Below are 23,981 nucleotides of genomic sequence, written 5' to 3' on the forward strand. Positions count from 1 at the left end.
CACTTCGGGGCGCCCTTGCCGGCCCCGGCTGTGCTGTATATTTGTTGTCCCCGGACTGTGCCGGGGTCTTTTCTTTTGGTATGAAGCACTTTGTTACTGTCCTTTTTGCCGGGTTGCTTTCCCTGCCGGCCATGGCGCAAACCACGTTTTCCATCCGCGGGCGGGTACTGGATAAGGTGACCGGCGAGACCCTGCCCGGCGCCACCGTGCAGGTCACCGGCAACGGCCAGAACACCGGCAGCGGCGCCGATGCCGACGGCGGCTACAAAATTTCGAACCTGCCCGCCGGCACCTACACCGTGCAGGCCAGCTTTATTGGCTACAAGCCGGCCACCCAAACCGTCAAAATCACGACCCAAAGCGTGGTGGCCACCTTCGGCCTGAGCTCCGACAACGCGAGCCTGGAAGAAGTGACGGTGGTGGCGGCCCAGGCCCAGGAGCGCTCCACGCCGGTGGCCTTCTCGGCCGTGAACGAGGTGAAGCTGCGCGAAACCCTCTCCAACCGCGACCTGCCGATGATTCTCAACGAGACGCCCGGCGTGTACGCCACCCAGGGCGGCGGCGGCACCGGCGACTCGCGCATCAACGTGCGCGGCTTCGACCAGCGCAACGTGGCCGTGCTCATCAACGGCGTGCCCGTGAACGACATGGAAACCGGCGCCGTGTTCTGGAGCAACTGGGACCTGGGCGACGTCACCAAGAGCCTGCAGGTGCAGCGCGGCCTCTCGGCGGCCAAGATTTCGGTGCCTTCGGTGGGCGGTTCCATCAACGTGCTCACCCGCGGCTTCGACGACAAGAAGGCCGCGCTGGCCCGCGTCGAAACCGGCTCGAACAACTACCAGAAATACTCGCTCATGCTCAGCTCGGGCCAGCTGAAGGGCGACTGGGCCGTGACCGTGTTCGGCTCGCGCCGCAGCCAAGACGGCTGGGTCGACAAAACCTTCGACGACGCCTGGACTTATTTCGGCAACATCAGCAAGCGCGTGGGGCACCACAGCTTTTCCCTCACCGGCATGGGCTCGCCCCAGAGCCACGGCCAGCGCACGTTTGCCAGCCGCGTGGGCGTGTATTCCAACGAGAAAGCGGCCGAGCTCGGCGCCACGCCCATCGCCAATGGCGACCGCGGCTTCCGCTACAACCCCAACTGGGGCGTGCTGAACCGCTACACCCTCGATGCCAACAAGCAACGCCAGTACCAGGGCGAGGAAGTGGTGAACGAGCGGGTGAACTACTACCACAAGCCCCAAATCAGCCTCAACCACGTTTGGAGCGCCTCCGAGAAACTCTCCGTTGCCACCGTGATTTACGGCTCGCGCGGCACGGGCGGCGGCAGCGGCACGGCGGGCTCGTCGGGCACGCTGCCGGTGAATGGCACCACCCAACAGCAGGATTTCCAGCGCGTGTACGACCTCAACTACGCCAACGTGAAAGCCAACGGGGAGCGGCAGTCCACCCAATACCTGGTGAACAGCGTGAACAGCCACCGCTGGTACGGCTTCATCACCGGCGCCGACTACCTGCTCACCCCGCAGCTCACGCTCTCGGCCGGCCTAGACGGCCGCACCTACTACGGCCTGCACTACCGCGAAATCCGCGACCTGCTGGGCGGCACCTACGCCTCCTCCACGGCCGACCGCAACGCCGCTCCCAACGCCCTGCTCCGCGAAGGCGACAAGATTGGCTACAACTACGATGGCAAAACCCAGTGGCTGGGCGGCTACACGCAGCTTGAATACAAAACCCCGCTGCTGTCGGCGGTGCTCAGCGGCACCGTTTCCCAGATTCGCTACAAGCGCATCGACTACTTCCAGCTGAAGCAAAGCGACAAGTTTGTGGAAACCGACTGGGCCGACTTCACCGGCTACAGCGTGAAGGCCGGCGCCAACTACAACCTCACCGAGCACGACAACCTGTTTGCCAACATCGGCTACAACAGCAAGGTGCCGTTCTTCAACTCGGTGTACGACCCGTCGGGCATTCGCTACCGCGACGTCAAGAACGAAGGCATCAGCTCCCTGGAAGTGGGCTACGGCATCAACTACCCCAGCCTGAAGGTGAACCTGAACGCCTACTACACCTACTGGGCCAACAAGAGCAGCAACAGCACCGGCCGCGACCCCGACGGCAACCTGCTCTACAACAACGTGCGCAACGTGGACGCCCGTCACATGGGCGTGGAGCTGGCGGTGGCCCAGGAAATCACCCGCTCGCTGCAGCTGAACGCCGCCATCAGCCTCGGCGACTGGCGCTGGGCCGGCAAAGGCCTGCTCACGCAGGTGAACGAGAGCAACCAGATAGTGGGCGACAACCTGGACCTGCCCATCTACCTCAACGGCGTGCACGTGGGCGACGCCGCCCAGAACCAGTTCCAGCTGGGCCTGCGCTACGAGCCCATCAGCGGCCTCTACGTGCGGCCGTCGTTCCTGCTCTTCACCAAGTACTACGCCGGCTTCGACCCCCTGACCCTGCGCGAGCAAGCCAACAGCTTCGACTCGTTCCGGGTGCCCACCTCCCGCAACCTCGACCTGCACCTGGGCTACGACCTGCCGAAGCGCCTGTTCGGCGAAAAGCTGAAGCTCGGCGTGAAAGGCTCCGTCCTCAACCTGCTGAACGAGTTCTACATCACCGACATTCCGGCCCGCTCCGGCGTAAACTACAGCAACCCCGGCCTGCTCGAGGCCTTTTACAACCGGGGCCGCACCTTCACGGTCGGCCTCTCGGCTACGCTGTAATTAATCAACCGAGGCCACGCAAAAGCCCCGCTTCCTGCATCAGGAGGCGGGGCTTTTGCGTGGGGGCAAAGTTGAGTTGCCGTTCTACCGGTTGCCGGCGGCGGCGGCGGCCAGCACGGCGCTGCGCATTTCTTCCGGCGAAGTGTTTTTCACCAGGTAGCTGTGGGCGCCTTCGGCCAGCACGGTGGTCACCAGCGAAGGGTCGTCGTGCATGGAAATGATGACCACGCGCACGTTGGGAAACTGGGTGCGCAGCAGGCGGGTGGTTTGCAGGCCGTCGAGGATGGGCATTTGCATGTCCATGAGCACCACGTTGGGGCGGCTGCCCTGGTCGAGCAGCTCCAGGAGCTCCTGGCCGTTGCCGGCTTCGCATATCACTTCGATGCCCGCGTAGCCGCTCAGCAGCGCCCGCAGGCCCTTGCGGAACAGAATGTGGTCGTCGACGATGGCCAGGCGCACGGGCACAGCCGTGGCCGAGGAGGCGGAGGGTGAGGTCATGTATTGAGCGTGAAAGTAGGCGCCGGCGTGCCCGCGGGCAGCAGCGTAACGGGTAAAATGGCCTCGACGCGGGTGCCCGCGCCGGGTTGGGACTGGTAGTGCAACTGGCCGCCCAGCACGGCCACCCGGCTGCGCAGGTTGATGAGGCCCATGCCCACCGGCTGGCCGTGCGGGCCGGGCGGGGGCAGCTCCTCCAGGGCGGCCAGGTCGAAGCCCTGGCCGTCGTCGGAGTACGTGAGGGTGAGCAGGCCGGGGCTGGCGCCCACGCGCAGCACAATGTGCGCCGCCTGGGCGTGCAGCAGGCCGTTGGTGAGCAGCTCCTGGGCAATGCGGTACACCATGAGCTCGTGCGGCGGAATGAGGCGGCCCAGGTGGCCGTCTTGCTCCAGGCGCACCTCGGGGCCGTGGTCGGCGGGCACGGCCTGCACCAGCGCCCGCAGGGCCTGCGTCAGGCCCAGCTGCTGCAGGGTGGCGGGCTGCAGGTTGCGCGAAATGCGCCGCACCTCGGCCACGGCCTGGTCGATGAGGGCGCTGGCTTCGGGCGAGGGCGGGCTGCCCGGTGCGAATAAGTGCAGCTTGGCCAGCGCCAGAATGGTGCCCACGCCGTCGTGCAGCTCACCGGCAATGCGCTGGCGCTCGTCTTCCTGGGCCACCAGCGCCGCGGCCAGGGCTTGTTGCTGCGCGGCTTCCTGCAGCTGCGCCACCTCCTGCTGTTGGCGCAGCTGTCCCCGTTGGTAGCGTACCACAAACCACACCAGCCCTAGCACGAGCAGGAGCAATGTCGGAGTGAGGAGAAACAACGGTAAAAGGCTATTCACATGAAGGCCCTCGGCGGGCAGGTGTCACAAAGAAGTAGAAAAAAAGCCGCTTGCAGGAGGCTTGTGTTATGTAGCTCTTCAGAATTCGTAGCCCAGGGGCTGCAATTTGGATTGCCATCCGACGTTGCAACGCCGTTGCCAGCCGCTATTCGGCCTGTCAATTAGTATGTAGCCAGTTGGGCGTTGGGCTGGACCGGCGAAGGCAATTCCCGTTTTGCGCGCAGGAAAGCAAGCGTGAGAAACCAGTTGAAAGCCAAACCAGCCAGGGCCACAATGATGTATTTCCAAGTCTGGTCGTAGATGGTGACGGTTAAATACTCTTGGCTAAAGGCCGTGACCGTGCCAGCCGAATATACCAGCTGCCCCACGCTGAGCAGCCACAACGGGTCGTGCCACAGACGTAGCGTAGGGGTGCGGCTTATGTTCTGTTCCAAGTACGCCATGGCAACGGCGGCCAGCAGAGCGCACTGCGTGATGCGGGCGTAGGCGACCCCTAAAGCGCCATCGTACCAATACACGCCTGCGCTGCTCAGCACCATCAGGGCGGCGGCAATGCCAAGCAGCCGACGCTGCAGCGCCGAATCCAGCACCTGACGATATACTGCCCAGAACAAAACCACCTTGCAACAGTTGAACCCGGCCACCAGCCACCAGTTGGTGGACAGGTAGGCCGGATACAGCACCGTAATGGTCACCACGAAAAAGGCCGAGATGTACACGTAGTTGCTGAGCAGCTTCACCGCCGGCGAAAAATGCTTGCGCCGCAGCCACACCACCGCCATGGGTATGACGATGCTGGCCTGCATGACATGCATCATCATCATGCTCACCGCATTAAGCTGTTCCTTCGTCATTGTCGGGCTGGGTAGAGCGGAAGAGAAGGGGGTTAGCTGTTCAGAAAGTTGGCTTGGCCGGAGTGGGGCGGGCCGCAGGATGCCTCATCGGCGATGATGAAGCCGTCGCCAAGCTGGTCGTTTTCATTGGCTTCGGCCCCCACGGCCAACAGCTGCGGCACGCCGTTGTCGAGGCCGTAGTAGATGCGAATACCCATGCCGCCTTGTGCCAGCAGGGTTTCGATGATTTTGCGGCCAAAGAAGTACGATTGTACCTGGCCGGGATTTGCTTCGCGGTAGTTTTTGGTTAGCTCGGTTGCGCGAGCTTCGGTAATGGGACTGCCTTCGTTGCCGTCAAATGCCATAAAAGGGAGTAAAAAATGTAATAAAAAAAAGTTTGGGTTGGATGGATAGGCCAAATATAGGCGGTGGCGACGTCAAACAATATTTGGATTAAAAAATCTTTACCACGCCCGGCCGGGGCCGCCGGGCAAATGGTCGTGCTCGTCGTCGTCGTCATCGTCCGACACTGGGTCGTCGTCGTCGTCAACCTCTTCTTCGTCAGCTGATTCATCAGAATCGTCTTCTTCGTCCAGCGTGTCAAACACGCGGTCGAGCGACGCCTCGGCGTGCCGCAGCTTGTGCCGGCACAGCCGGATAAGCTCCGCCGAGCGCTCGACCCGGGCGGTGAGGTCGTCTACGTCCACGGCGTCTGTTTCCAGCGCCCGCAAGATGGTTTCCAGTTCTTCGATGGCTTCGCGATACGTCATGGGGTGGCAATGATTACGATTGGGAATGAGCGGGCTGTGAAGGCCCGGCCAGGTATTCCTGCACCGCCGCCGCGCGGGCCAGCCGTAGCTCGGCGCGGTGCAGGTGGCGCTCCAGGGTGAGCTGCAACCGGAAGCGGCGGCGCAGCACGTCTTCGCGCCGGCGCCGGTGGTGGCGAATGAAGCGGCTCAGCAGGGCCCGGCCGCGCCGGCGCAGGCCGCGCTGCTCGCGGGCCAGCCGCCGGCGCGCGGCGCGCGGCAACTGGTGCCGGTAGCGTTCCAAGCCCAGGCCCAATTGGCGCAGCTGCTCGCGTGGGCCCAGCGTGGCCAGGCGGGCGCGCTCGCGCAAGGCGTTGCGGGCAGCATCGAGCTGGCGGTGGGCGGCGTAGCGGCTGCGCCCGCTGAGCTGGTCGAGACGGGCATGGCGCTGGCTGAGCTGGCGGCGCGCCAGCGCGGCCACCTGCTCGCCGTAGCCCAGCAAAGTGGCTTCGAGGCGGGCCAAGCGCTCCACCAGAAAGGCGGCCACGGCAGTGGGTGTTTTTAGGGCGCGGTGAGCGGCCAGGTCCACCACGGCTTCGTCGCGCTCGTGCCCGATGCCCGTGAGCACGGGCAGCGGAAACGCCCCCACCGCCGCTGCCAGGCCATATTCGTCAAACGCCAGTAAATCGGTGCGGCTGCCGCCGCCCCGAATAATGACCACGGCGTCGAACTGGCTGCGGCGGGCGCGCACGCCGGCCAGCGCGGCGCGAATGCTGGCCGGGGCGTCGTCGCCCTGCATGGTGGCCGGGAACAGCGTGAGGGCAAAATCGTAGGGCGCTTCGTCCAGTTGCTGCACAAAATCCTGAAAGCCGGCCGCGGTAGGAGAGGAGATGACGGCCAAGCGCTGCGGCGCCAAAGGCAGCGCCAGGAGCTTCTGGCGTTCCAGCAAGCCTTTTTCTTCCAGCTGGCGCAGGGTGCGCAGCCGCTGCAGGGCCAACTCGCCCACGGTGTAGCTCGGGTCGATGGCCAGCACGTCAAGGCTGAGGCCGTACTGCTCATGGAAGCGCACCTGCACGCGCAGCAGCAGCTTCAGGCCGGGGCGCAGGGGCTGACCGGTGTGCCGCTCAAAAGCCGGGGCTATCTGTTGGAAGCGCTGGCTCCAGAGAGTGGCGCGGGCCTGGGCTTTGAGGGGCGTGCCGCGGCCGTCGGTGGTTTGTTCGGTGAGGGTGAGGTAGCAGTGCGCGCCGGCAAAGCGCGGCGCGGTGAGCTCGGCCACTTCGGCCACCACCCAATAGGAGTCGGCCAACTGCTGCTGCAGGGCCTGGCGCACGCGGGCCAGCAGGTCGGCCAGTCCCAGCGGGGGCGGCGGCAGCAAGGATGGAAGCTCGGGGCGGCGGTTGTAGAGCGGCATTGGCGCAAGTTACGGGCGGCGGTGTGGATGGGCTATGGCACGGGGGCGTGTTTTGGGCGGTGCCGGGCCCGGCAGGCTGCTTTTTCTCTGCGGCGGTGCAGCGTTCCGGATGCAGGGCCGTCTGTACCTTCACGGCATCATTTCCCATTCCAACACTTTTTTCATGATTTCAACTTCTGTTGCGCGGCGCATTGGTCTGGCCGTGCTCGGGCTCGGCAGCCTGGTGGCCACCAGCGCTTCGGCCCAAACCGCCAAACCCGCTGCGGCGCAAAAAGGCGTCGGCGTCAACATCGCCAACATCGACCCCTCGGTGAAGCCCTGCGAGGATTTCTTCCACTACGCGTCGGGCAACTGGCTCAAAAACAACCCCATTCCGGCCGCCGAGTCGCGTTGGGGTTCCTTCAACGAGCTGGCCGACCACAACAACGCCACCCTGCGCGCCATCCTCAACGATGCCGCCAAGAACGCCGCCAAGGCCCCCAAAGGCTCGAACGCGCAAAAAGTAGGCGACTACTACGCCTCGGCCATGGACTCGGCCGCCATTGAGGCCGCCGGCCTCAAATACCTGCAGCCCCACCTCAACCGCATCGCGGCCGTGAAGGACCTGGGCGAGATGCAGCGCCTGCTGGCCGACCCCAAAGCCCACGTGGGCAGCGTGTGGTACAGCTCGGGCGTGGGCCAGGACCAGAAAATCAGCACGCAATACGCGGTGCAGATGTACCAAGGCGGCCTCTCGCTGCCCGACCGTGATTACTACCTCAAGGACGACCCTCGCTCCAAGAGCATCCGCACGGCTTACGAGACCTACCTCGTGAACACCTTCAAAATGCTGGGCGACAACGAGGCCACGGCCAAAACCAACGCCGCCGCCGTACAGCGCATCGAAACGCGCCTGGCCAAGGCCAGCAAGAGCCGCGTGGACCTGCGCGACCCCTACGCCAACTACAATAAGATGACGCTGGCCCAGGCCGACGGCGCCTTCCCCAACCTCGCCTTGCCGCTCACGCTGAAAGAAAGCGGCCTGGGCGCCGCCAAGGAGGTCATCGTGGGCCAGCCCGAGTTCCTAAAAGAAGTGAGCAACATGCTGAAGGACGAGCCCATCGCCGACCAGAAGCAGTACCTGCGCTTCCACTTGGTGAGCAGCGTGGTGCCGGCCTTGCCCAAGGCGTTTGGCGACGAATACTTTAAGTTTTCGCAAACGCTGAGCGGCGCCAAAAAGCAGCAGCCCCGCTGGAAGCGCATGCTGGGCGCCACCGACCGCGCCCTGGGCGAAGCTTTCGGCCAGCTCTACGTGGACAAAGCTTTCTCGCCCGCGGCCAAGGCCCGTGCCAAGCAGATGATTGAGAACCTGCGCGTGGCCTACGCCGAGCGCATCAAGGCCACCGACTGGATGAGCGAAGCCACCAAGAAGGAGGCCCTGAAAAAGCTGAATGCCTTCGTGGTAAAAATCGGCTACCCCGACAAGTGGAAGGACTATTCGAGCCTGACCATCACGCGCGAGAGCTACCTGAAAAACATGCTGGCCGCCCGCGAGTGGGCCAACGAAGACCAAATCAAGCACTTCGGCAAGCCGATTGACCGCAACGAGTGGGAAATGACCCCGCCCACGGTGAACGCCTACTACAACCCGCCGATGAACGAGATTGTGTTCCCGGCCGGCATCCTGCAGCCGCCCTTCTACGACCCCAAGGCCGACGACGCGGTGAACTACGGCGGCATCGGCGCCGTCATCGGCCACGAAATGACCCACGGCTTCGACGACCAGGGCCGCCAATACGACGCCGAAGGCAACCTGAAGGACTGGTGGACCAAAGAGGACGCCGACAAATTCAACGCCAAGGCGGCCGTGGTGGGCAAGCAGTACGATGCCTTCACGCCGCTGGACTCGGTGCACGTGAACGGCAAGCTGACCATGGGCGAAAACCTGGCCGACCTCGGCGGCCTCACCATCGCCTACCAGGCGTTTGAAAAAACTCCGCAGGCCAAGGCGCAGCAGAAAATCGACGGCTTCACGCCGGAGCAGCGCTTCTTCCTGGCCTACGCCCAGATTTGGCGCACCAACGCGCGGCCCGAGTTCCTGCGTCAGCAGGTGCAGGTCGACCCGCACTCGCCGGCGCAGTTCCGCACCAACGGCCCGCTCATGAACATGCCGGAGTTTTACAAAGCCTTCGGCTGCCAAGACGGCAACAAGATGATGCGCGCCCAGGCCGACCGCTCCAAAATCTGGTAAGCTGAACGCTTGATTGGCATGCGAAAAGGAGGAATGAAGGAGTTGGCGACTGTTGCTAATCTTTCATTCTTCCTTTTCTTTTTTTGAATTTCTCAGGCCCAAACGGGCGTTGTAACTTGCACTTCCTAATGTTTCGCTCAAATCTTTTCAATATGACCCAATTTTCTTTTTTGCGGCGCGCGGCCCTTTCCGCCGTGGTGCTGGGGGTGGCAGCTGGCGCGGTCCAGGCGCAGAACACCAAAGTGAAAACCAAGTCCAGCGCGGGCAAGGTGAAAACCACGGTGCCCAGCGGTGCGGCCCAAGCCGGCGCCGGCATTTCTCTGGCCAACCTCGACCGCTCGGTGTCGCCGTGCACCGATTTCTTCCAGTTCGCCTCGGGCACCTGGTTGAAAAACAACCCCATTCCGCCGGCCGAAACCCGCTGGGGCGCCTTCAACGAGCTGGCCAATAACAACCAGGCCGTGGAGCGCCGCATTCTGGAGAAAGCCGCCGCCGACCGCACCGCCAAGCCTGGCACCAACATGCAGAAAGTGGGCGACTTCTACGCCGCGGCCATGGACAGCGTGGCCATCGAGAAAGCCGGCCTGAAGTACCTGCAGCCCAAGCTCGCCCAAATCAACGCCATTCAGGACCTGGCCGGCATGCAGAAATACCTGGCCGACCCCAAGTCGTTTGCTACCGGCTGGTACGGCTTCGGCGTGACCCAGGACAGCAAGAACAGCACGCAGTACGCCGTGCGCATGGGCCAGGGCGGCCTTTCGCTGCCCGACCGCGACTACTACCTGAAAGAAGACCCCCGCTCCAAAGCCATTCGGGCCGCCTACCAAACCTACCAGGTGAACCTGTTTAAGATGCTGGGCGACGACCAAGCCACGGCCGAGAAAAACGCCGCCGCCGTCACGCGCATCGAAACGCGCCTGGCCAAGGCCAGCCGCAGCCGCGTAGACCTGCGCGACCGCGAGAAGAACTACAACAAGATGACCGTGGCCCAGGCCGCGGCCGACTACCCCAACCTGGACCTGCCCCTGGTGCTGAAGGAAAGCGGCCTGGGCGCCGCCAAGGAAGTCATCGTGGGCCAGCCCGAGTTCCTGAAGGAAGTGAGCACCATGCTGAAGGACGAGCCCATTGCCGACCAGAAGCAGTACCTGCGCTGGCACCTGGTGTCGGCCGTGACCTCGGCCCTGCCCAAGGCGTATAACGACGAGAGCTTTAAGTTCTCGCAGGTGTTGAGCGGCGCCAAGCAACAGCAGCCCCGCTGGAAGCGCGCCCTGCGCGCCACCGACGGCGCCCTGGGCGAAGCTTTCGGCCAACTGTACGTAGACGAAGCCTTCTCGCCGGCCGCCAAGGCCCGCGCCAAGGTGATGGTGGAAAACCTGCGCCAGGCGTATGCCGAGCGCATTCAAGCCACGGAGTGGATGAGCGCCGCCACCAAAGCCGAAGCGTTGAAGAAACTCAATGCCTTCGCCGTCAAAATCGGTTACCCCGACAAGTGGAAGGACTACTCGGACCTGAAAATCAGCCGCGAAAGCGCCCTGAACAACCTGTTTGCCACGGCCGAATGGTCGTCGAAGGAGAACCTGAGCAAGTTTGGCAAGCCGATTGACCGCGGCGAGTGGGGCATGACCCCGCCCACCGTGAACGCCTACTACAACTCGAGCATGAACGAGATTGTGTTCCCGGCCGGCATCCTGCAGCCGCCCTTCTACGACCCCAAGGCCGACGACGCGGTGAACTACGGCGGCATCGGCGCCGTCATTGGCCACGAAATGACCCACGGCTTCGACGACCAGGGCCGCAAGTCGGACGCCAGCGGCAACCTGCGCGACTGGTGGACGAAGGAGGATGGCGAGAAATTCACGCAGCGCGCCGCCGTGGTGGGCAAGCAGTTCGACGCCTTCACGCCCCTGGACTCGGTGCACGTGAACGGGGCCCTGACCATGGGCGAAAACCTGGCCGACCTCGGCGGTCTGACCATTGCCTACCAGGCATTTATGAAGACGCCCCAGGCCAAGGCCGGCAAGATGATTGACGGCTTCACGCCCCAGCAGCGCTTCTTCCTGGGCTACGCTCAAATCTGGCGCTCGAATCAGCGTCCGGAGGCTTTACGCCAGCAAATCCAGACCGACCCGCACTCGCCCGGCCAGTACCGCACCAACGGCCCGCTGCAGAACATGCCGGAGTTTCACCAAGCCTTTGGCTGCAAAGAAGGCGACGCCATGGTGCGCCCCGCCGCCGTGCGCGCCAAAATCTGGTAAGCTCTTTGCAACGCAGTACCTGAATCGCGCACGAAGAACTGTTTTCGCGCCTGATACGAGAAGGTCCGCTCCCCCTGGGGGCGGGCCTTTTTATTTGGTGAAGTGAGCCTTACGGTTGAGGTTGCAAGAGCGTATGAATACACATAGTTTTGGTCACTCCTTACTTGCGCCCCCACCATGCACCAACTTGTTTACACCAGTACGGCTGGTGTGGCCCTTTCCGAAACCGAACTCCAGCAGCAGCTAGACGGCTGGCGCCGGAAAAACGCGCACTTGGCGGTAACGGGCGTGCTGCTGCACAGCGAAGGCCACATTCTGCAGGTGTTGGAGGGCGAAGCCACGGTGGTGCACGCCCTCTACGACACCATCGCGGCCGACTTCCGCCACCGCAGCGTGACCAAGCTGGCCGATGGGCCGGTGCAGGCCCGGGCGTTTTCGGATTGGTCGATGGGCTTTCGCAGCTTGGAGCCGGCGCAGTTTTCGCAGTTTGTGCCGTCCACGCTGCCCGAGCACACCGCCGACCTAGTGCCGCTGCTTGAAGCCTTTCTGGCCGAAGAGCCCTCGCTGTAGCGACGCGGCCTACTTCAGCACTTCCACCTTCATCGGAATGTCCGTCACCGGCCATTTATCCGACTCCACGGGCTCGTTGGCAATTTTGTCCACCACGTCCTGGCCTTCGATGACCTCGCCAAAAACCGTGTATTTGCCGTCGAGCGAAGGCACGCCGCCCACCGTGGCGTAGGCTTGCAGTTGGGCGGGCGTGAGCTTGCGGCCGGCCATGGCCTGCGACTGAAACGGCGCCATTTTTTCGCCCACCACAAAGTAAAAATCGGTATTGGAGGACAGGTGGCCAGGGTTCTGCTCGTCGTCGTAGCGGGCCATGCCCAGGGCGCCCTTGCGGTGGAAGTGCTCGGCCCGGAACTCGGGCGGCAGGCGGTAGCGCTTCAGCCGAATGGTGCGGGCGTTGTAGGTCTGGCCGCCCTGCACGGCAAAATCCTTCACCACGCGGTTGAACATGGTTTCGTCGAACACGCCCTTGCGGGCCAGCAGCAGAAAGTTGGCCTTGTGAATGGGCGTGTCGTCGTACAGCTTCACCCGGATGTTGCCCAGCCGCGTCTTTATCAGCACTTCGGAGCCGGGGTATTGCTTGCCGTAGGCCAGCAGCGCCGCCGGGGCCGTGCTGTCGGTGAGGGTGGCCAGGTCGGGGCCGGGCACGGCGGGCTTGGCTTTGGGCGCGGCGGTGGGGGGCGGGGTTTGGTTGCAGGCGGCGAGCAGCACCAAGCCGGCAAAAAGGAAGCGGTTCATGGCCGAAAATACGCTGCTGACGGTTTTTCGGCCCACCTGGCGCCCACAGAAACGGCGCAGCGCCCGCAGAACGTTCTGCGAATGCTGCGCCGCTTCGGTGGGCGCTAGGTGGGCCATTGCCAGTAGGCAACCGCTACGGCGTTGGCTTGCCCGGGCTACTCGCCCTTCAGCTTCACTTTTTCGCTGCCGTCTTTGCCTTTGGTTTTCACCTTCACCTTGTCGGTAGCCGGGGTGGGCGCCGGCGCCGAGGCGGGAACGCCTTCGGGTGCTTCGGTGGCGGCCGGCTCGGCCATTTCCTTGGCCGACTTGATTTCGTCGGCGGTTTCTACCTTCTTCACCTTCTGCTGGGCCAGCAGCAACTGGTCCTGGGCCAAGGTGTTTTTCTTCCAGGCCGAGAGCTCGGTGCTGAGCTTTTCCTTTTCTTCCTTGGTGGGCTTGCTGGGCGTCATCAGCGCGTTCAGGTCGGGCTTGCCGGCGTCTTGCCAGGCCGTGAGCCACAGCGACGACACCAGCGTGGGCGCGCCCTTGAGGCGGTAGTCCACCATGCCGCCCACTTCCTTCTCGTAAGCATCGGCAAAGGCATCGGAATAGCGGCGCGAGGTTTTGCCGTAGCGGTGCGAGAACGTGAAGCGCACGTCGGGCTTCATCGTTTTCTCAATCTTGGTGGCCCGGTCAAAGGTCTCGCCCAGAAAGCCGTAGCTCTGCTGAATAACCTCCCAAATGGCTGCCAGCGGGTCTTTCACGTACTTGGCCGGCTCGCCCACCAGCTTGTAGTCGTTGATGAACCGCTCGGGCAGCTGGCTTTCCCAGAGGCTGTGCAGGCCCTTCTGGTCGGTGAGCTGGCCGTCGTAGTTGATGGTGGTGTGCAGCGGCACGAAGGCGTCGCCCACGTAGTGGCTCAGCTCGGCCGAATACTTGATGATGGCCGTGGTGTCGCGCTGGCGGAAGGCCTCGGTGAGGTTGTCCTTCACCTCCATCACCACCCACGGCACGGTGCCGTACTTTTTGAGCGTGTCGGGCTTGAATTTTTCCGCCGCCTTGTCGTATTGCCGGGGCATCTTGCCGAAGGGGTTGTCTTCGGAGTAATGGTCCATGTCGATGTAGTGCTTCGGCGCCTCGGTGGGGTCGTCGTTGCGGCGCTCGTCGGGCGCAGTGCTCTGGCGCACCAGGTCGCCCATGTGCCGGTAATAGAAGGCTTGCAGCGACGACGGCAACTCGTATACCGCCACCTGCGTGATGGTGCGGTGGCCGAAAAAACCCCAGGCGCCGGCAGTGCCGTGGGCAAGCATGAGGGCCGCAAGCAGCAGCGGCAGGATGGTTTTTTTCATGAAAAATGGAAAGATGCGAGGACCGGACACACTGGCCCTGCCCAAAGTTCGGCAATGCCCGGGACATTTGCCGGCCTTCGGGGATTTAGCCGTTTTTGCCGGAGCGGGCCGGGAACCCCAGGCCTTTGCTGCGGTGTATCTTTAGCGGCGCAGTTGCCGCTTGTCTTGCTTTTATTTATGCCGTTTGTTCGCTGGTTTTTGGTTGTTTTGGGGGCGTTGTTGGTTGGTCCGGTGGGCGCGCAGGTATTCACCATTCCGCCCGGCGCCTACCGCACGGGCGCCGATTACCACCGGCGCCAGCCCCAGCCCGCCGGCATCGACGCCACCTACCCCAACAAGCGCGGCGAAGTAGTGGTGGTGGTGCCCCGCGGTTCACAGAAGGTAAAGCTGACCCTGCCGCCCGACAGCGTGTGGGGCTACGTGTCGGGCAAGGGCCGCACCACCCGCATCTACCGCGGCCAGGAATACCGCCTCGAATACGCCGACACCCTCAGCGTGTACACCAGCAACTCGCAGCCCACTTCTTCGGGGCAAGTGGGCGGCCAGCTGGCCAACACGCAGTATTTCTTCAGCCGGGGCCTGTCGGGGCTGGTGTTTCCGCTCACCGCCCGCTACGTGCGCGAAGCCTACGCCGCCAGCAACCCCGAGTTTGTGGCGGCCCTCGGCAAGCTCGGCCTGGGCCAAAGCCTGGTCGATTTTGACAAGAAAACCGGCCTCTTCCGCATCACCACGCTCTACCGCGAGGCGGGCGGGCGCTAGGCCGCGGTGCTGGCCTTTCGGCCCGGGCGGGTGCTGCTGGGCTGGGCGGCCACAGCCGCCACTTGCCGGCGCTCCAGCAGGGCCATCAGCTTCTCGTAGATGAGGGAAGCCGCCTGCTGGCGCAGCTCATCGGCGGTCCCGGTCAGCTCGGCCCGGTACTCGTGGGCGTGGCCGTCCAGCAGTATGGTTACGAAGGTGGTGCCCACCGGCTTGTCGGGCGTGGCCGAGGCGCCGTCGCCGCACAGGCCCGTCACGGCCACGTGCACGTCGGCGGCCGGCAGGTGCTTCTGCAGGCCCAGGGCCATTTCGTTGGTGGTTTGCTGGCTTTCGGCCGAGTAGGTGGCCAGGGTTTCCTTTTTCACGCCCAGCAGCTTCTGCTTGGCCTCGGTGTGGTACGTCACCACCGAGCCCAGCAACACCTCGCTCACGCCCGTGGCCGGGGCCAGCTGCGCCGCCACTAGGCCGCAGGTGCAGCTTTCGGCCAGGGCCAGGGTGAGCTTGTGTTTGAGAAACTGCTGAACGAGGGCTTCGACGTCGGGTCTTTTCATGGCGCAAACAGGTGGGGCTTGGCCACCGCTTACGCCCGCCGTCGCCGTCCGGGTTGCGGCTGAGCTTACTTGTTCCTGCCGCTTAAGGCCTAAAAACATGGCAGGTCGAGCTTGAGTAGCCGTCGCGGGCGCGCCCTGGCCCGGGCTATTCCTGGCGGTACGTCACGCCGGCTTTCATCACAAATTTGGGCCGCGTCAGCACCGCGATGTCTTGCAGCGGGTCGCCCTCCACGGCCACGATGTCGGCGTATTTGCCGGCTTCCAGCGCGCCCAAGTCGGCGGGTTCTCCTATTAACTGAGCGGCGTTCAGCGTAGCCGCCCGAATGGCTTCCAAGGGCGGCATGCCGGCCTCGGTCATGTAGCCAAACTCTTTGGCGTTTTGGCCGTGGCGGTACACGCCGGCGTCGGTGCCAAAGGCCACGCGCACGCCGGCCTTGTAGGCGCGGGCAAAGGTGCCCTGCATCTTGGTGCCCACGTTCAGCGCCTTGGCGGCGATGACGGGCGGGAAATAGCCCGGGTGTGTGCGCGTGGTGTCGGCCACCGACTTGCCGGCGATGAGCGTGGGCACGTACCAAGTCTTGGTTTTGGCCATGAGCTTGATGGCTTCGTCGTCCATCAGCGAGCCGTGGTCGATGCTGGTCACGCCGGCCCGCACGGCCCGCTTGATGCCTTCGGCCCCGTGGGCGTGGCAGGCCACGGGCAGGCCCAAGTCCTTGGCCGTTTGCACAATGGCCTGGATTTCCTCTTCGGAGTATTGGGCGCCGGTGCCGTCCTTGCTCAGGTCGAGCACGCCGCCGGTGCTGGCAATTTTGATGAGGTCGGCGCCGCGCTTGAACTGCTCGCGCACGGCTTGCCGGCATTGGTCGGGGCCGTTGGCGAGGTTGACGGGGTGGCCGGCGTGCTCTATCTGCTCGAGGTTGAGGCCGTCGGTTTCGTCCATGTGCCCGCCGGTGGCCGAAATGGCCATGCCGGCCGAGTAGATGCGTGGGCCCGGCACCAGGCCCTGGGCCACGGCGTTGCGCAGGCTGGTGTTCACGCCCGAGCCGCCGCAGTCGCGCACGGTGGTGAAGCCGGCCCGCAGCGTGGTGAGGGCGTAGCCCTGGGCCCGGTAGGCAATGTCGGCGGGGTTGAGGGTGAACTGCTCGCGGAACTGGTTGCGGCTCGACTCCGACTCCAGGTGCACGTGGCAGTCGATGAGGCCGGGCAGCACGGTCCGGTTTTCGAGGTTGATGATTTTATCCTGCGCGCCGCCGGCCGCGGTGTAGCCGCTTTGGATGGCCACAATTCGGTCTTTTTCCACCACAATCGTTTGCTGGCTCAGCAGCTTGCCGCTTCGCACGTCCAGCAGCTTGCCGCAGTGCAGGTAGGTTTTTTGGGCAAAAGCGGGGCCGGTGGCCAGCAGAAAAACGGCCGTGGCGAATGCGGGAATAGAATTGCGCGTCATACGTTTGTGTGAATGAGCCGCCAAGGTACACCCGGACGCTTCACTTCAAATCCACCGCAAACCAACCCCCAACCATGACCACGCAAGAAGAATTTGACGCCGCCAGCCAGCGTGCCCAGCAACTGCCCAGCAAGCCCTCCAACATGGTGCTGCTGCAGCTCTACGCCCTCTACAAGCAAGCCACCGAAGGCGACATCAGCGGCGACCGCCCCGGCGGCTTCGACTTCAAAGCCATTGCCAAATTCGACGCCTGGAACGGCCTGCGCGGCACCAGCAAAGAAGCCGCCCGCCAGCAATACGTGGAGCTGGTGAACGAGCTGGCCGGGTAAGCGTAACGCACACCATCAGCACGTCATGCTGAGCGCCGCCGAAGCATTTCTGCCACAGTAGTAATATTTATTTACTTGGTAGAAATGCTTCGGCAGCGCTTAGCATGACGTTCTTTTTTCATCTCCCACACCCCCCGCCATGGACATTTCCCGCAAAAAGCCTTCGTACCCGCTCACGCCGGCCCTGCGCGAGTACCTGCGCGACTACGACCGCGACGTGGCCCTGCCCGTGGCCTACGCCGACCTGCGCCGCTTCAGCAACTCCTTCCCGCTGCTGGACCGTACCGGCAAGGACACGCTCTGGCAAACCGTCTACTTCGAAGGCCCCGAAATGCAGGAGCTTAGCCGGGGCCTCACCGAGGTGTACGCGCAGCTGAAAACGGCGGGAGATATGTCGTTCACGCAGCACCTCGTGGCCGACCGCATCGACTACTGCGAGTTCGGCAACTCGCGGCCGTTCCGGGTGCGCATCGTCAACCGCTTCAACGACAACTACGACTATTTCTACGTGAAGCAGGCCGACGCCTCGCGCCTCTACGGGCTGGAGCTGGAGCACCTGCTGTCGCCCAATTCCATCAACTTTCTGGTGAGCGGCGACACGCTAATAGAGGAACACATCGTGGGCATTCCCGGCGACGATTTCATCAATCGCCACATGTCGCAGCCGCACCTCAACCAGGTGCGCATCGCCAAGGAGTTTGTGAAGTTTAACGAGCGCTGCTTTGTGCGCCTGCTCGGCGACATGCGCGCCTACAACTACGTCATCGCCGTGACGCCCGACTTCGAAGACGAGCAGTACCGCGTGCGGGCCATCGACTTCGACCAGCAGAGCTACGAGGGCCGCCGCAGCATGTACCTGCCCCGCGCCTTCAAAGACAACGCGCCCGTGGTGGACATGTGCGCCAAGCTTCTCAAGCCCGAAACCGTGCGCCAGTACCAAACCGAGGAGCGCGCCCTCATGGCCGGCCGCGCCCGCGCCGAGCGCCACCGCCTCAAGGCCCTGCTCGACGTGATGCGCGAGCACGACCTGGCGCCGCTCGAGAAAGTGGAGCAACTCAAGGCCGAACTCAACCGCTACCACCACACCGAGGCCTTCGCCGCCTGCGACTCGATGGGCGACCTCGTGCGCCAAAACCTCTGGCTGACGCTGGGGCCCAGCGCCCGGCCGGCGGCGGGGTAGGGGCGAACTGTTTTTCCCAACTGCTACGTCGTGAATCTTCCTCCATTCCACTCCTTCCCCGTGTTGACGTCGGGGACAGTGCTGCTGCGGCAAGTCGAGCCGGCCGATGCAAGCAGTCTACTCGAAATATCATTCTACGATGCCCGCCCGGCCCGGAACCCAGGCGAGGCGGCGCAAATGCAGCAAAAAATTAACGCCGACTACCGCGCTGGTACCGGCATTCACTGGGTCATTGTCAGCAGCGCAACGGCTGAAGTCGTCGGCACGGTGGGCTATTATCGAGGATTTGCCCACAGCGTTGGTGAACTAGGCTGTGTGTTAAAACCTGCATTTCGAGGCCAGGGCTTGATGAGCCAGGCCATGAAGCTGGCCATTGGGTTTGGGCTGGGCACCATGCTCCTGTCTCAGGTGAAGGCCATTACGGGCCGGCAGAATGCGGCCGCCATCAGGCTGCTTGGGCGGCTGGGTTTCCGCCAAACAGCGAACCTTGCCAACGACGAAGTGGCCTACTCCTTAACCTGAAGCGGCCCGTGGTGCACCAATCGGTGCACCACGGGCCGCTCAAAATTGACACGTCGTAGTTATACCGCCGGCTTGGGCGCGGGCAGGTCAAACGCCGTGGCGTCGTGCTCGAAATGGCCTTTGTGCGAGCCGTCGCAGAAGGGCTTCTGCTTGGACAGCCCGCAGCGGCAGATGCTGATGCGCTGGCGGCCGCCGAGGCCGTAGGGGTTGCCCTGCGCGTCGACGAGTTCGATGTCTTCGCCCTCCACGCGGAGGGAGCCGTTGGAAAGGACGGTGAGTTTGGTGGCCATGGTGTGTTGGTTGAAAAAAGGTAAATTATAGCGTCTTGCGCATGATGTAATCGTTCATGAAATAGGGCCCGATGGGCACGTCCACCTCGCGCTGGCGGGCAAAGCCGCGCCGCTCGTAGAAGGAGATGGCGGGGTTGTAGCGGTTCACGTTCAGGTCCAAGAACTGGCCGCCGGCGGCGCGGGCGGCGTTTTCCACCGCCTCAATGAGGTGCACGCCCAGGCCCTGGCCCTGGCGGGTGGGCAGCACGTAAATCTTGTGCAGCTTATAGCCGTTGTGGCCGTCTTCCTCGGCCGGCAGCGGGCTGAACGACGCAAAGCCCGCCGGCTCGCCGTCCACATACGCCAGCAGAAAAGAGTGGTGCTGCTCGGCCATCTGTCGCTTCAGCGAGGCTGGCGTGTAGATGACGCGGTACATGTACTCAATCTGCTCGCGCGAGATGATGAAGCGGTAGGTGGGCTCCCAGGTGGCCTCGGCCAGGCCGATGATGGTGGGAATGTCCTGGAGCGTAGCGGGCTCGATGCGCGGCGGCGCGAGTTGGGCGTCAGAAGTCATAAGCGGCAAAACACGAAATTGCGGCGAAAAAACCGAAACCGGCCGCCCGTTTCATACGGTTGGCGCGCTCCTTGCGTTAAAACCGCCCATTGCACCACCTTTTTCGCCTCACCATGAAATCTGCCTCCCTCTTTTTTCTGTTCGTTGCCGCCCTGCCTCTCGCCGGCCAGGCCCAAAATGCGACGCAGGAAGAATTGTTGAAGCGCGGCGAACTCACTGGCTCGCGCCCCACCAGCAGCCTGCCCGCCCAGGCCCGCGCGGCCGCGCGCCGCCAGCCCGCTTCCGACCCCGTGCAGCAGCACTTTCTCAACTCCGACGTGAACCTGGCCCAAACCACGGCCGACCAACTGCCCGACCTCTACGAGCGGTTTATTGCCACCACCCGCGACGAGCGCCGCCAGTGGAACGCCCAGCAGTGGGAAGCCGCCGCGCAGGTCCTCGCCCGCCTCAACCAGCGCTACGAGCAAGTGCGCACCGACCTGCCCCTCGAAGAGCGCCTGCGCATCCGCAGTTTCCAGGGCGAGTTCTACACCCTGCGCAGCGCCCGCACCGTGAAAGAGAAGCTGGACTAGTCCGGCCGGGCCAGCTGGTCGTTCCGCTGCTGCACCAGCCAGGCCATGGCCGTTTCCAAATCGTCGAACTGCTCGATGGCGAGGTGGGGCTTGAGCGCCGCAATGAACTCGTGGCTGGCAAACTGGTTTTCGCGGTCGGGCGAAAACAGGTAGGCCATGGCCCGCACTCCGGCGTTCAGGGCCTGGGGCAGCCACTCGTAGAGCAACCAGGGCAGGGCGTCGCTCCAGTCGCCGCCGGTGTCGCTCTTGTCGTTGAGAATGAGTGAGTAATGTAGTTTGTCGCGCCACTGCGCTCCTTGCTGCACCCCGCGGATGAGCTCGGCGCCCGTGAGCTGCCCGTGCCAGCGCACGTACAGCAGCTCGTGCTCGGGGTAGTAGAAGTATTCGGCCAGGGGGGCGCCGTGGCCATCCGTCAGACTCAGTAGTTGGGTAGGGGTAGGGAAGTGCATGGCAGGAAATTACAACCATTTCACCAATACTTCCAAATATATACGATGTTAAATAGACAAGGTGATGTACAGCCCCGCTGCTACCTTTGGGGTTCTGCTTTTCTCTCGTCTTTTCGTTCGTAGCGCATGCACATCGCCATCGTCGGCAACATCGGGGCTGGTAAAACCACGCTGGCCCACAAACTGGCCCAGCATTTCCGCTGGGAAGTTTTTCTCGAAGACGTGGACGACAATCCTTACCTCAAGGATTTTTACCACGACATGCCCCGCTGGGCGTTCCACTTGCAGGTGTATTTTCTCAACGGCCGCTTTCGCCAAACCCAGCGCATCAAAGAGCTGCAGAAAGCCGGCCGGGGCATCATTCAAGACCGCACCATCTACGAAGACGCCCACATCTTTGCGGCCAACCTGCACGAGTCGGGCCTGCTCGAAACCCGCGACTACAACAACTACTACGCCCTGTTCGAGTCAATGATTGACCTGGTGGCGCCGCCCGACCTGCTGCTCTACCTGCGCGCCGACCTGCCCAAGCTCGTGAGCCAGATTGAAAAGCGCGGCCGCGACTACGAAAACAGCATCAGCATCGAATACCTCAAAAGCCTCAACGAGCATTACGAGAAGTGGATTAGTGCCTACACCGCCGGCCGCTCCCTCATCGTGGACGTGAGCGAACTCGACTACGTGCGCAACCCCGAAGACCTCGGGACCATCATCGACAAGATTAATACCACGCTGTTCGGCCTGTTTTAGCGGGCTGATTATGGGCTAATAAGAACGTCATGCTGAGCGCAGCCGAAGCATCTCGCGTGCAGAAGTAATCAGATTACTTCTGCGGTAAAGATGCTTCGGCTGCGCTCAGCATGACGTTCTTATTAGCCCATTCAGCACGTTATTGCCCGCCCGGCAGTGCTTCGTTGAAAAAATCCACCAGTGGCCGCGCTGCCGCAATGGCGGCCACCACCTCATCTACAAAGCCGGGCGCCAGTACCTCGGCATCGGTATAAAACCGGCCCGCGCCGAAAGATTTCAGGCGCAGCCAGGCCACATCCGGGTCGTCGGCGGCGTAGCCGCGGGGCGGCCGCGTCAGCTGCGGGCCGGTGGTGTCCAGCCCCTCGGGGAAGTAGCGCAGCAGCTCCGGCGCCTGCCGCAGCCGGTGGAAGGCCTCGCCGTTGTAATGGATTTCCTGCCGAATGGCGGCCAGCATCTCGGGGGTGGGGTGGAAGGTGCCCGCCCCCAGCCAGCTCTTGCCTTCGGGCTGAATGGCCAGGAAATACCCCGCCCGCGGTGCGTGCCGACCGCCCAGCTTGAGGCCGGCGCCCATGCGCCGCTTGTAGGGCTCCGGGTCGCGGTGTGCGCGGTCGTTTTTATGCAGCCGAAACATCACGTCGCCCGTGGTAAGGTTGGCCAGGTCGGGGTCGGTGGCAGCCACGCGGGCCAGTACCTGTCGCACCAGCTCCGTGCAGGCAGCGCGGGCGCGCTGGTACTCGGGGCGATGGGCGGCCATCCAGGGCGTGTTGTTGTTGGCCGCCAGCTCGGCCATAAAATGCAGCAAATAGTCCAGTTCCATGCAAAAGCCCGGCGTAGGGCCGGACCTAGCACAACGCGGCCGCCAGCGCAGGAGTTGCAGCGGAGGCTGTAGCGACGCCCGCGCCGGCTATTTGCGGCTGAGTATCGTCAGGGCATCGCCCACGCGCAGGCGGCCGTGGCCCGGACCGGTCACGTTCTGGCCGAACAGGGCGCTGTTTTCAGCCTGGCGGTAAGTGGCCAGGGTGCGTAGCGGGTCGCCCACCGGGCTTTTTTGGGCCGTGGTTTGGTCGATGGTCGTCAGCACGCAGCGCCCACAGCCCCGCACGGCCCGGAAGGGCAAGTCGCCAATTTGGAACTGCTCCCATTCGTCGTCCTCGTAGGCCGCGCCGCCGCCAAACACCAGGTTGGGCCGGAAGCGGTTCATTGGCACGGGGTGGGGCAGGCGGGTATTCAGGTCGGCCAGGGCCGCTTCGCCCAGCAGCAGAAAGGGGTAGCCGTCGGCAAAGCTCACCAACTGGCCTTCGGGGTTGAGGGCCGGCTCTACATCGCGGCGCACCATGTCCGACATGTACACCAAGCGGCAAGGGCGGCCCACGGCTTCCGTGAACCAGTCATCGGCCTCCGGTGTGCCGCGCCAGGCCCACAGAATGTCGTCCCACACGGTCACAAACAGCGTCCGGTCAGGCGTTGCCTCAAACGGAATGAACAGCGGCAGCAGCTCCGGCCGCTGCCGGTGCGAAATCAGGAAGCCATTGTAGGCGGGCGCCACGGCCAGCAACGCCAAATCGGGCTGTTGTCGCTGCGTCATGAAGCGGTTGCGCTCGTCCACCAGCAGCCAGCGGCGGTCGTGGCGCAGCCCGCGCGGGGTCACGTCGGCCTCCGCCACGGCATAGCCGCCGAGGGACTTAACGGGGTAGAGGTACAGGCCAGTGAGGGTGAGCGGTGCAGACATGGCACAAAAGTACCGGCCTCGGGCCATCCCCGGGCACCGGCTGTGCGCGCGCTGGCCGGTTATTCCACCACCAGCAGGTCGGCAGCCCGCACAAAGGCCACCTTGCGCTGCCATTCCACCCGGTACCAGATGTCCTGGCGGCCCAGCACGGGCAGGCGGTCGCCGGTGGCCGCGGTGCTCAGCCAGGCCGCGCCGGCACTGGGCCCCGCCATCAGGGCCGCCCCCGCACGGGCCACCAGCCCCGTCGGCGCTGGCCGCAGCCATTGTAGGTAAGCCGCGAGCAGGGCCACGTAGGCCGCATAGCCCAGCCAGGCAGTGCGGCCTGCCCGGCGCCACAGCAGCCACACGGCTCCCACAATGGCTCCTCCCAGCAGTGCCTGCAGCCCGGGGTAATAGTAGCGGTGCGCCTGTACGCGCAGCTCCTGCTGCCAGGTGGCTGGGTAGCCCACCAAGCGGTGTTGGGCCGCTAAGGCGGCCATTTGGCGCCACGTGCGCACCCGCGGCTGCCGGGCCTGCGCCATGCTCAGGTACAGCAGTGCGGCGGGGTAGTGCCCCAACTGCTGCTGCGCATAGGCCAGTTTCAGCAGTAGTTCTGGCGATACCTGCCGCTGCCGCCACACCTGATGGTGGTATCCGGAAGCCGCCGCCTCAAACCTGCCCGCTGCAAACAACGAGTCGGCCCGACGAAGGCTCACGGCAG

The 23,981-nt window shown here is 63.9% G+C and carries 26 protein-coding genes; 10 read left to right on the forward strand and 16 right to left on the reverse strand.

Annotation, left to right across the window (positions count from 1 at the left end; genetic code table 11):
* Positions 1–80 precede the first annotated feature (80 nt).
* Positions 81–2,732, forward strand: coding sequence for a TonB-dependent receptor (locus tag IC234_RS07240; protein WP_190923176.1), 2,652 nt, complete (start codon positions 81–83; stop codon positions 2,730–2,732).
* Between the two features lie 84 nt (positions 2,733–2,816).
* On the opposite strand, the gene IC234_RS07245 is transcribed toward IC234_RS07240, so the two are convergent.
* The 6 genes from IC234_RS07245 to xseA form a co-directional block, all read right to left on the reverse strand.
* The gene (locus IC234_RS07245; protein WP_190923177.1) at positions 2,817–3,230 is read right to left on the reverse strand and encodes a response regulator; all 414 of its coding nucleotides are present in this window, start codon (positions 3,228–3,230) and stop codon (positions 2,817–2,819) included.
* Positions 3,227–4,009: a sensor histidine kinase gene (locus IC234_RS07250; RefSeq protein WP_190923178.1), complete on the reverse strand. Its 783-nt coding sequence runs from the start codon at positions 4,007–4,009 to the stop codon at positions 3,227–3,229. Before IC234_RS07250 ends, IC234_RS07245 begins: the two co-directional genes overlap by 4 nt.
* A 200-nt stretch (positions 4,010–4,209) precedes the next feature.
* On the reverse strand, positions 4,210–4,902 hold the full coding sequence (locus IC234_RS07255) for a hypothetical protein (RefSeq protein WP_190923179.1): 693 nt from the start codon (positions 4,900–4,902) through the stop codon (positions 4,210–4,212).
* A 32-nt stretch (positions 4,903–4,934) separates the two neighbouring features.
* Positions 4,935–5,246: a hypothetical protein gene (locus tag IC234_RS07260; protein WP_190923180.1), complete on the reverse strand. Its 312-nt coding sequence runs from the start codon at positions 5,244–5,246 to the stop codon at positions 4,935–4,937.
* 99 nt (positions 5,247–5,345) lie between these two features.
* Positions 5,346–5,651: an exodeoxyribonuclease VII small subunit gene (gene xseB, locus IC234_RS07265; RefSeq protein ID WP_190923181.1), complete on the reverse strand. Its 306-nt coding sequence runs from the start codon at positions 5,649–5,651 to the stop codon at positions 5,346–5,348.
* 13 nt (positions 5,652–5,664) lie between these two features.
* Positions 5,665–7,038: an exodeoxyribonuclease VII large subunit gene (gene xseA / locus IC234_RS07270; protein ID WP_190923182.1), complete on the reverse strand. Its 1,374-nt coding sequence runs from the start codon at positions 7,036–7,038 to the stop codon at positions 5,665–5,667.
* A 163-nt stretch (positions 7,039–7,201) separates the two neighbouring features.
* Here xseA and IC234_RS07275 point away from each other — a divergent pair, with 163 nt between their 5' ends.
* The 3 genes from IC234_RS07275 to IC234_RS07285 all read left to right on the forward strand — a co-directional run bounded on the left by IC234_RS07275 (position 7,202) and on the right by IC234_RS07285 (position 12,093).
* Positions 7,202–9,268 carry a M13 family metallopeptidase gene (locus tag IC234_RS07275; protein WP_190923183.1) on the forward strand — a complete coding sequence of 689 codons (2,067 nt, stop codon included), beginning with the start codon at positions 7,202–7,204 and terminating at the stop codon, positions 9,266–9,268.
* Positions 9,269–9,420: 152 nt separating this feature from the next.
* A complete protein-coding gene (locus tag IC234_RS07280) occupies positions 9,421–11,523 on the forward strand; it encodes a M13 family metallopeptidase (protein WP_190923184.1) in 2,103 nt (700 codons plus the stop codon).
* A 177-nt stretch (positions 11,524–11,700) separates the two neighbouring features.
* The gene (locus IC234_RS07285; RefSeq protein WP_190923185.1) at positions 11,701–12,093 is read left to right on the forward strand and encodes a BLUF domain-containing protein; all 393 of its coding nucleotides are present in this window, start codon (positions 11,701–11,703) and stop codon (positions 12,091–12,093) included.
* 9 nt (positions 12,094–12,102) lie between these two features.
* Here the strand turns inward: IC234_RS07285 and IC234_RS07290 are convergent, their stop codons facing one another.
* Positions 12,103–12,828, reverse strand: a complete 726-nt coding sequence (locus tag IC234_RS07290) for a peptidylprolyl isomerase (protein WP_190923186.1) — start codon at positions 12,826–12,828, stop codon at positions 12,103–12,105.
* Between the two features lie 155 nt (positions 12,829–12,983).
* Complete coding sequence (locus tag IC234_RS07295) at positions 12,984–14,156, reverse strand: zinc dependent phospholipase C family protein (protein WP_190923187.1); 1,173 nt, start codon at positions 14,154–14,156, stop codon at positions 12,984–12,986.
* A gap of 177 nt (positions 14,157–14,333) precedes the next feature.
* Between IC234_RS07295 and IC234_RS07300 the strand changes: the two genes are divergently transcribed.
* On the forward strand, positions 14,334–14,915 hold the full coding sequence (locus IC234_RS07300) for a hypothetical protein (protein WP_190923188.1): 582 nt from the start codon (positions 14,334–14,336) through the stop codon (positions 14,913–14,915).
* Here the strand turns inward: IC234_RS07300 and IC234_RS07305 are convergent.
* Together IC234_RS07305 and IC234_RS07310 are read right to left on the reverse strand one after the other, a co-directional pair.
* Positions 14,912–15,463, reverse strand: a complete 552-nt coding sequence (locus IC234_RS07305) for a CinA family protein (protein ID WP_190923189.1) — start codon at positions 15,461–15,463, stop codon at positions 14,912–14,914. The genes IC234_RS07300 and IC234_RS07305 overlap by 4 nt on opposite strands.
* 145 nt (positions 15,464–15,608) lie before the next feature.
* Positions 15,609–16,907, reverse strand: coding sequence for a metal-dependent hydrolase family protein (locus IC234_RS07310; RefSeq protein ID WP_190923190.1), 1,299 nt, complete (start codon positions 16,905–16,907; stop codon positions 15,609–15,611).
* Between the two features lie 74 nt (positions 16,908–16,981).
* Here IC234_RS07310 and IC234_RS07315 point away from each other — a divergent pair, with 74 nt between their 5' ends.
* The 3 genes from IC234_RS07315 to IC234_RS07325 all read left to right on the forward strand — a co-directional run bounded on the left by IC234_RS07315 (position 16,982) and on the right by IC234_RS07325 (position 18,938).
* The gene (locus IC234_RS07315) at positions 16,982–17,236 is read left to right on the forward strand and encodes an acyl-CoA-binding protein (RefSeq protein ID WP_190923191.1); all 255 of its coding nucleotides are present in this window, start codon (positions 16,982–16,984) and stop codon (positions 17,234–17,236) included.
* Between the two features lie 139 nt (positions 17,237–17,375).
* On the forward strand, positions 17,376–18,416 hold the full coding sequence (locus tag IC234_RS07320; RefSeq protein ID WP_190923192.1) for a hypothetical protein: 1,041 nt from the start codon (positions 17,376–17,378) through the stop codon (positions 18,414–18,416).
* A gap of 30 nt (positions 18,417–18,446) precedes the next feature.
* Positions 18,447–18,938 (forward strand): GNAT family N-acetyltransferase, encoded by a 492-nt coding sequence (locus tag IC234_RS07325; protein ID WP_190923193.1) that lies wholly within the window; start codon positions 18,447–18,449, stop codon positions 18,936–18,938.
* A gap of 59 nt (positions 18,939–18,997) precedes the next feature.
* Here the strand turns inward: IC234_RS07325 and IC234_RS07330 are convergent, their stop codons facing one another.
* A complete protein-coding gene (locus IC234_RS07330) occupies positions 18,998–19,228 on the reverse strand; it encodes a CDGSH iron-sulfur domain-containing protein (protein WP_190923194.1) in 231 nt (76 codons plus the stop codon).
* Between the two features lie 25 nt (positions 19,229–19,253).
* Positions 19,254–19,781, reverse strand: coding sequence for a GNAT family N-acetyltransferase (locus IC234_RS07335; protein WP_190923195.1), 528 nt, complete (start codon positions 19,779–19,781; stop codon positions 19,254–19,256).
* Positions 19,782–19,894: 113 nt separating this feature from the next.
* Here IC234_RS07335 and IC234_RS07340 point away from each other — a divergent pair, with 113 nt between their 5' ends.
* Positions 19,895–20,353 (forward strand): hypothetical protein, encoded by a 459-nt coding sequence (locus tag IC234_RS07340; RefSeq protein WP_190923196.1) that lies wholly within the window; start codon positions 19,895–19,897, stop codon positions 20,351–20,353.
* Here the strand turns inward: IC234_RS07340 and IC234_RS07345 are convergent.
* Positions 20,350–20,802 (reverse strand): hypothetical protein, encoded by a 453-nt coding sequence (locus IC234_RS07345; protein ID WP_190923197.1) that lies wholly within the window; start codon positions 20,800–20,802, stop codon positions 20,350–20,352. The genes IC234_RS07340 and IC234_RS07345 overlap by 4 nt on opposite strands.
* A 126-nt stretch (positions 20,803–20,928) precedes the next feature.
* Here IC234_RS07345 and IC234_RS07350 point away from each other — a divergent pair, with 126 nt between their 5' ends.
* On the forward strand, positions 20,929–21,552 hold the full coding sequence (locus IC234_RS07350) for a deoxynucleoside kinase (protein ID WP_190923198.1): 624 nt from the start codon (positions 20,929–20,931) through the stop codon (positions 21,550–21,552).
* A 139-nt stretch (positions 21,553–21,691) separates the two neighbouring features.
* Here the strand turns inward: IC234_RS07350 and IC234_RS07355 are convergent, their stop codons facing one another.
* The 3 genes from IC234_RS07355 to IC234_RS07365 form a co-directional block, all read right to left on the reverse strand.
* Positions 21,692–22,369, reverse strand: coding sequence for a DUF2461 domain-containing protein (locus IC234_RS07355; RefSeq protein ID WP_190923199.1), 678 nt, complete (start codon positions 22,367–22,369; stop codon positions 21,692–21,694).
* Positions 22,370–22,456: 87 nt separating this feature from the next.
* The gene (locus IC234_RS07360) at positions 22,457–23,281 is read right to left on the reverse strand and encodes an MOSC domain-containing protein (protein WP_190923200.1); all 825 of its coding nucleotides are present in this window, start codon (positions 23,279–23,281) and stop codon (positions 22,457–22,459) included.
* A 59-nt stretch (positions 23,282–23,340) separates the two neighbouring features.
* Positions 23,341–23,976: a hypothetical protein gene (locus tag IC234_RS07365; RefSeq protein WP_190923201.1), complete on the reverse strand. Its 636-nt coding sequence runs from the start codon at positions 23,974–23,976 to the stop codon at positions 23,341–23,343.
* Positions 23,977–23,981 lie beyond the last annotated feature (5 nt).

It is taken from the genome of Hymenobacter armeniacus (assembly GCF_014699055.1).
Taxonomy (GTDB): domain Bacteria; phylum Bacteroidota; class Bacteroidia; order Cytophagales; family Hymenobacteraceae; genus Hymenobacter; species Hymenobacter armeniacus.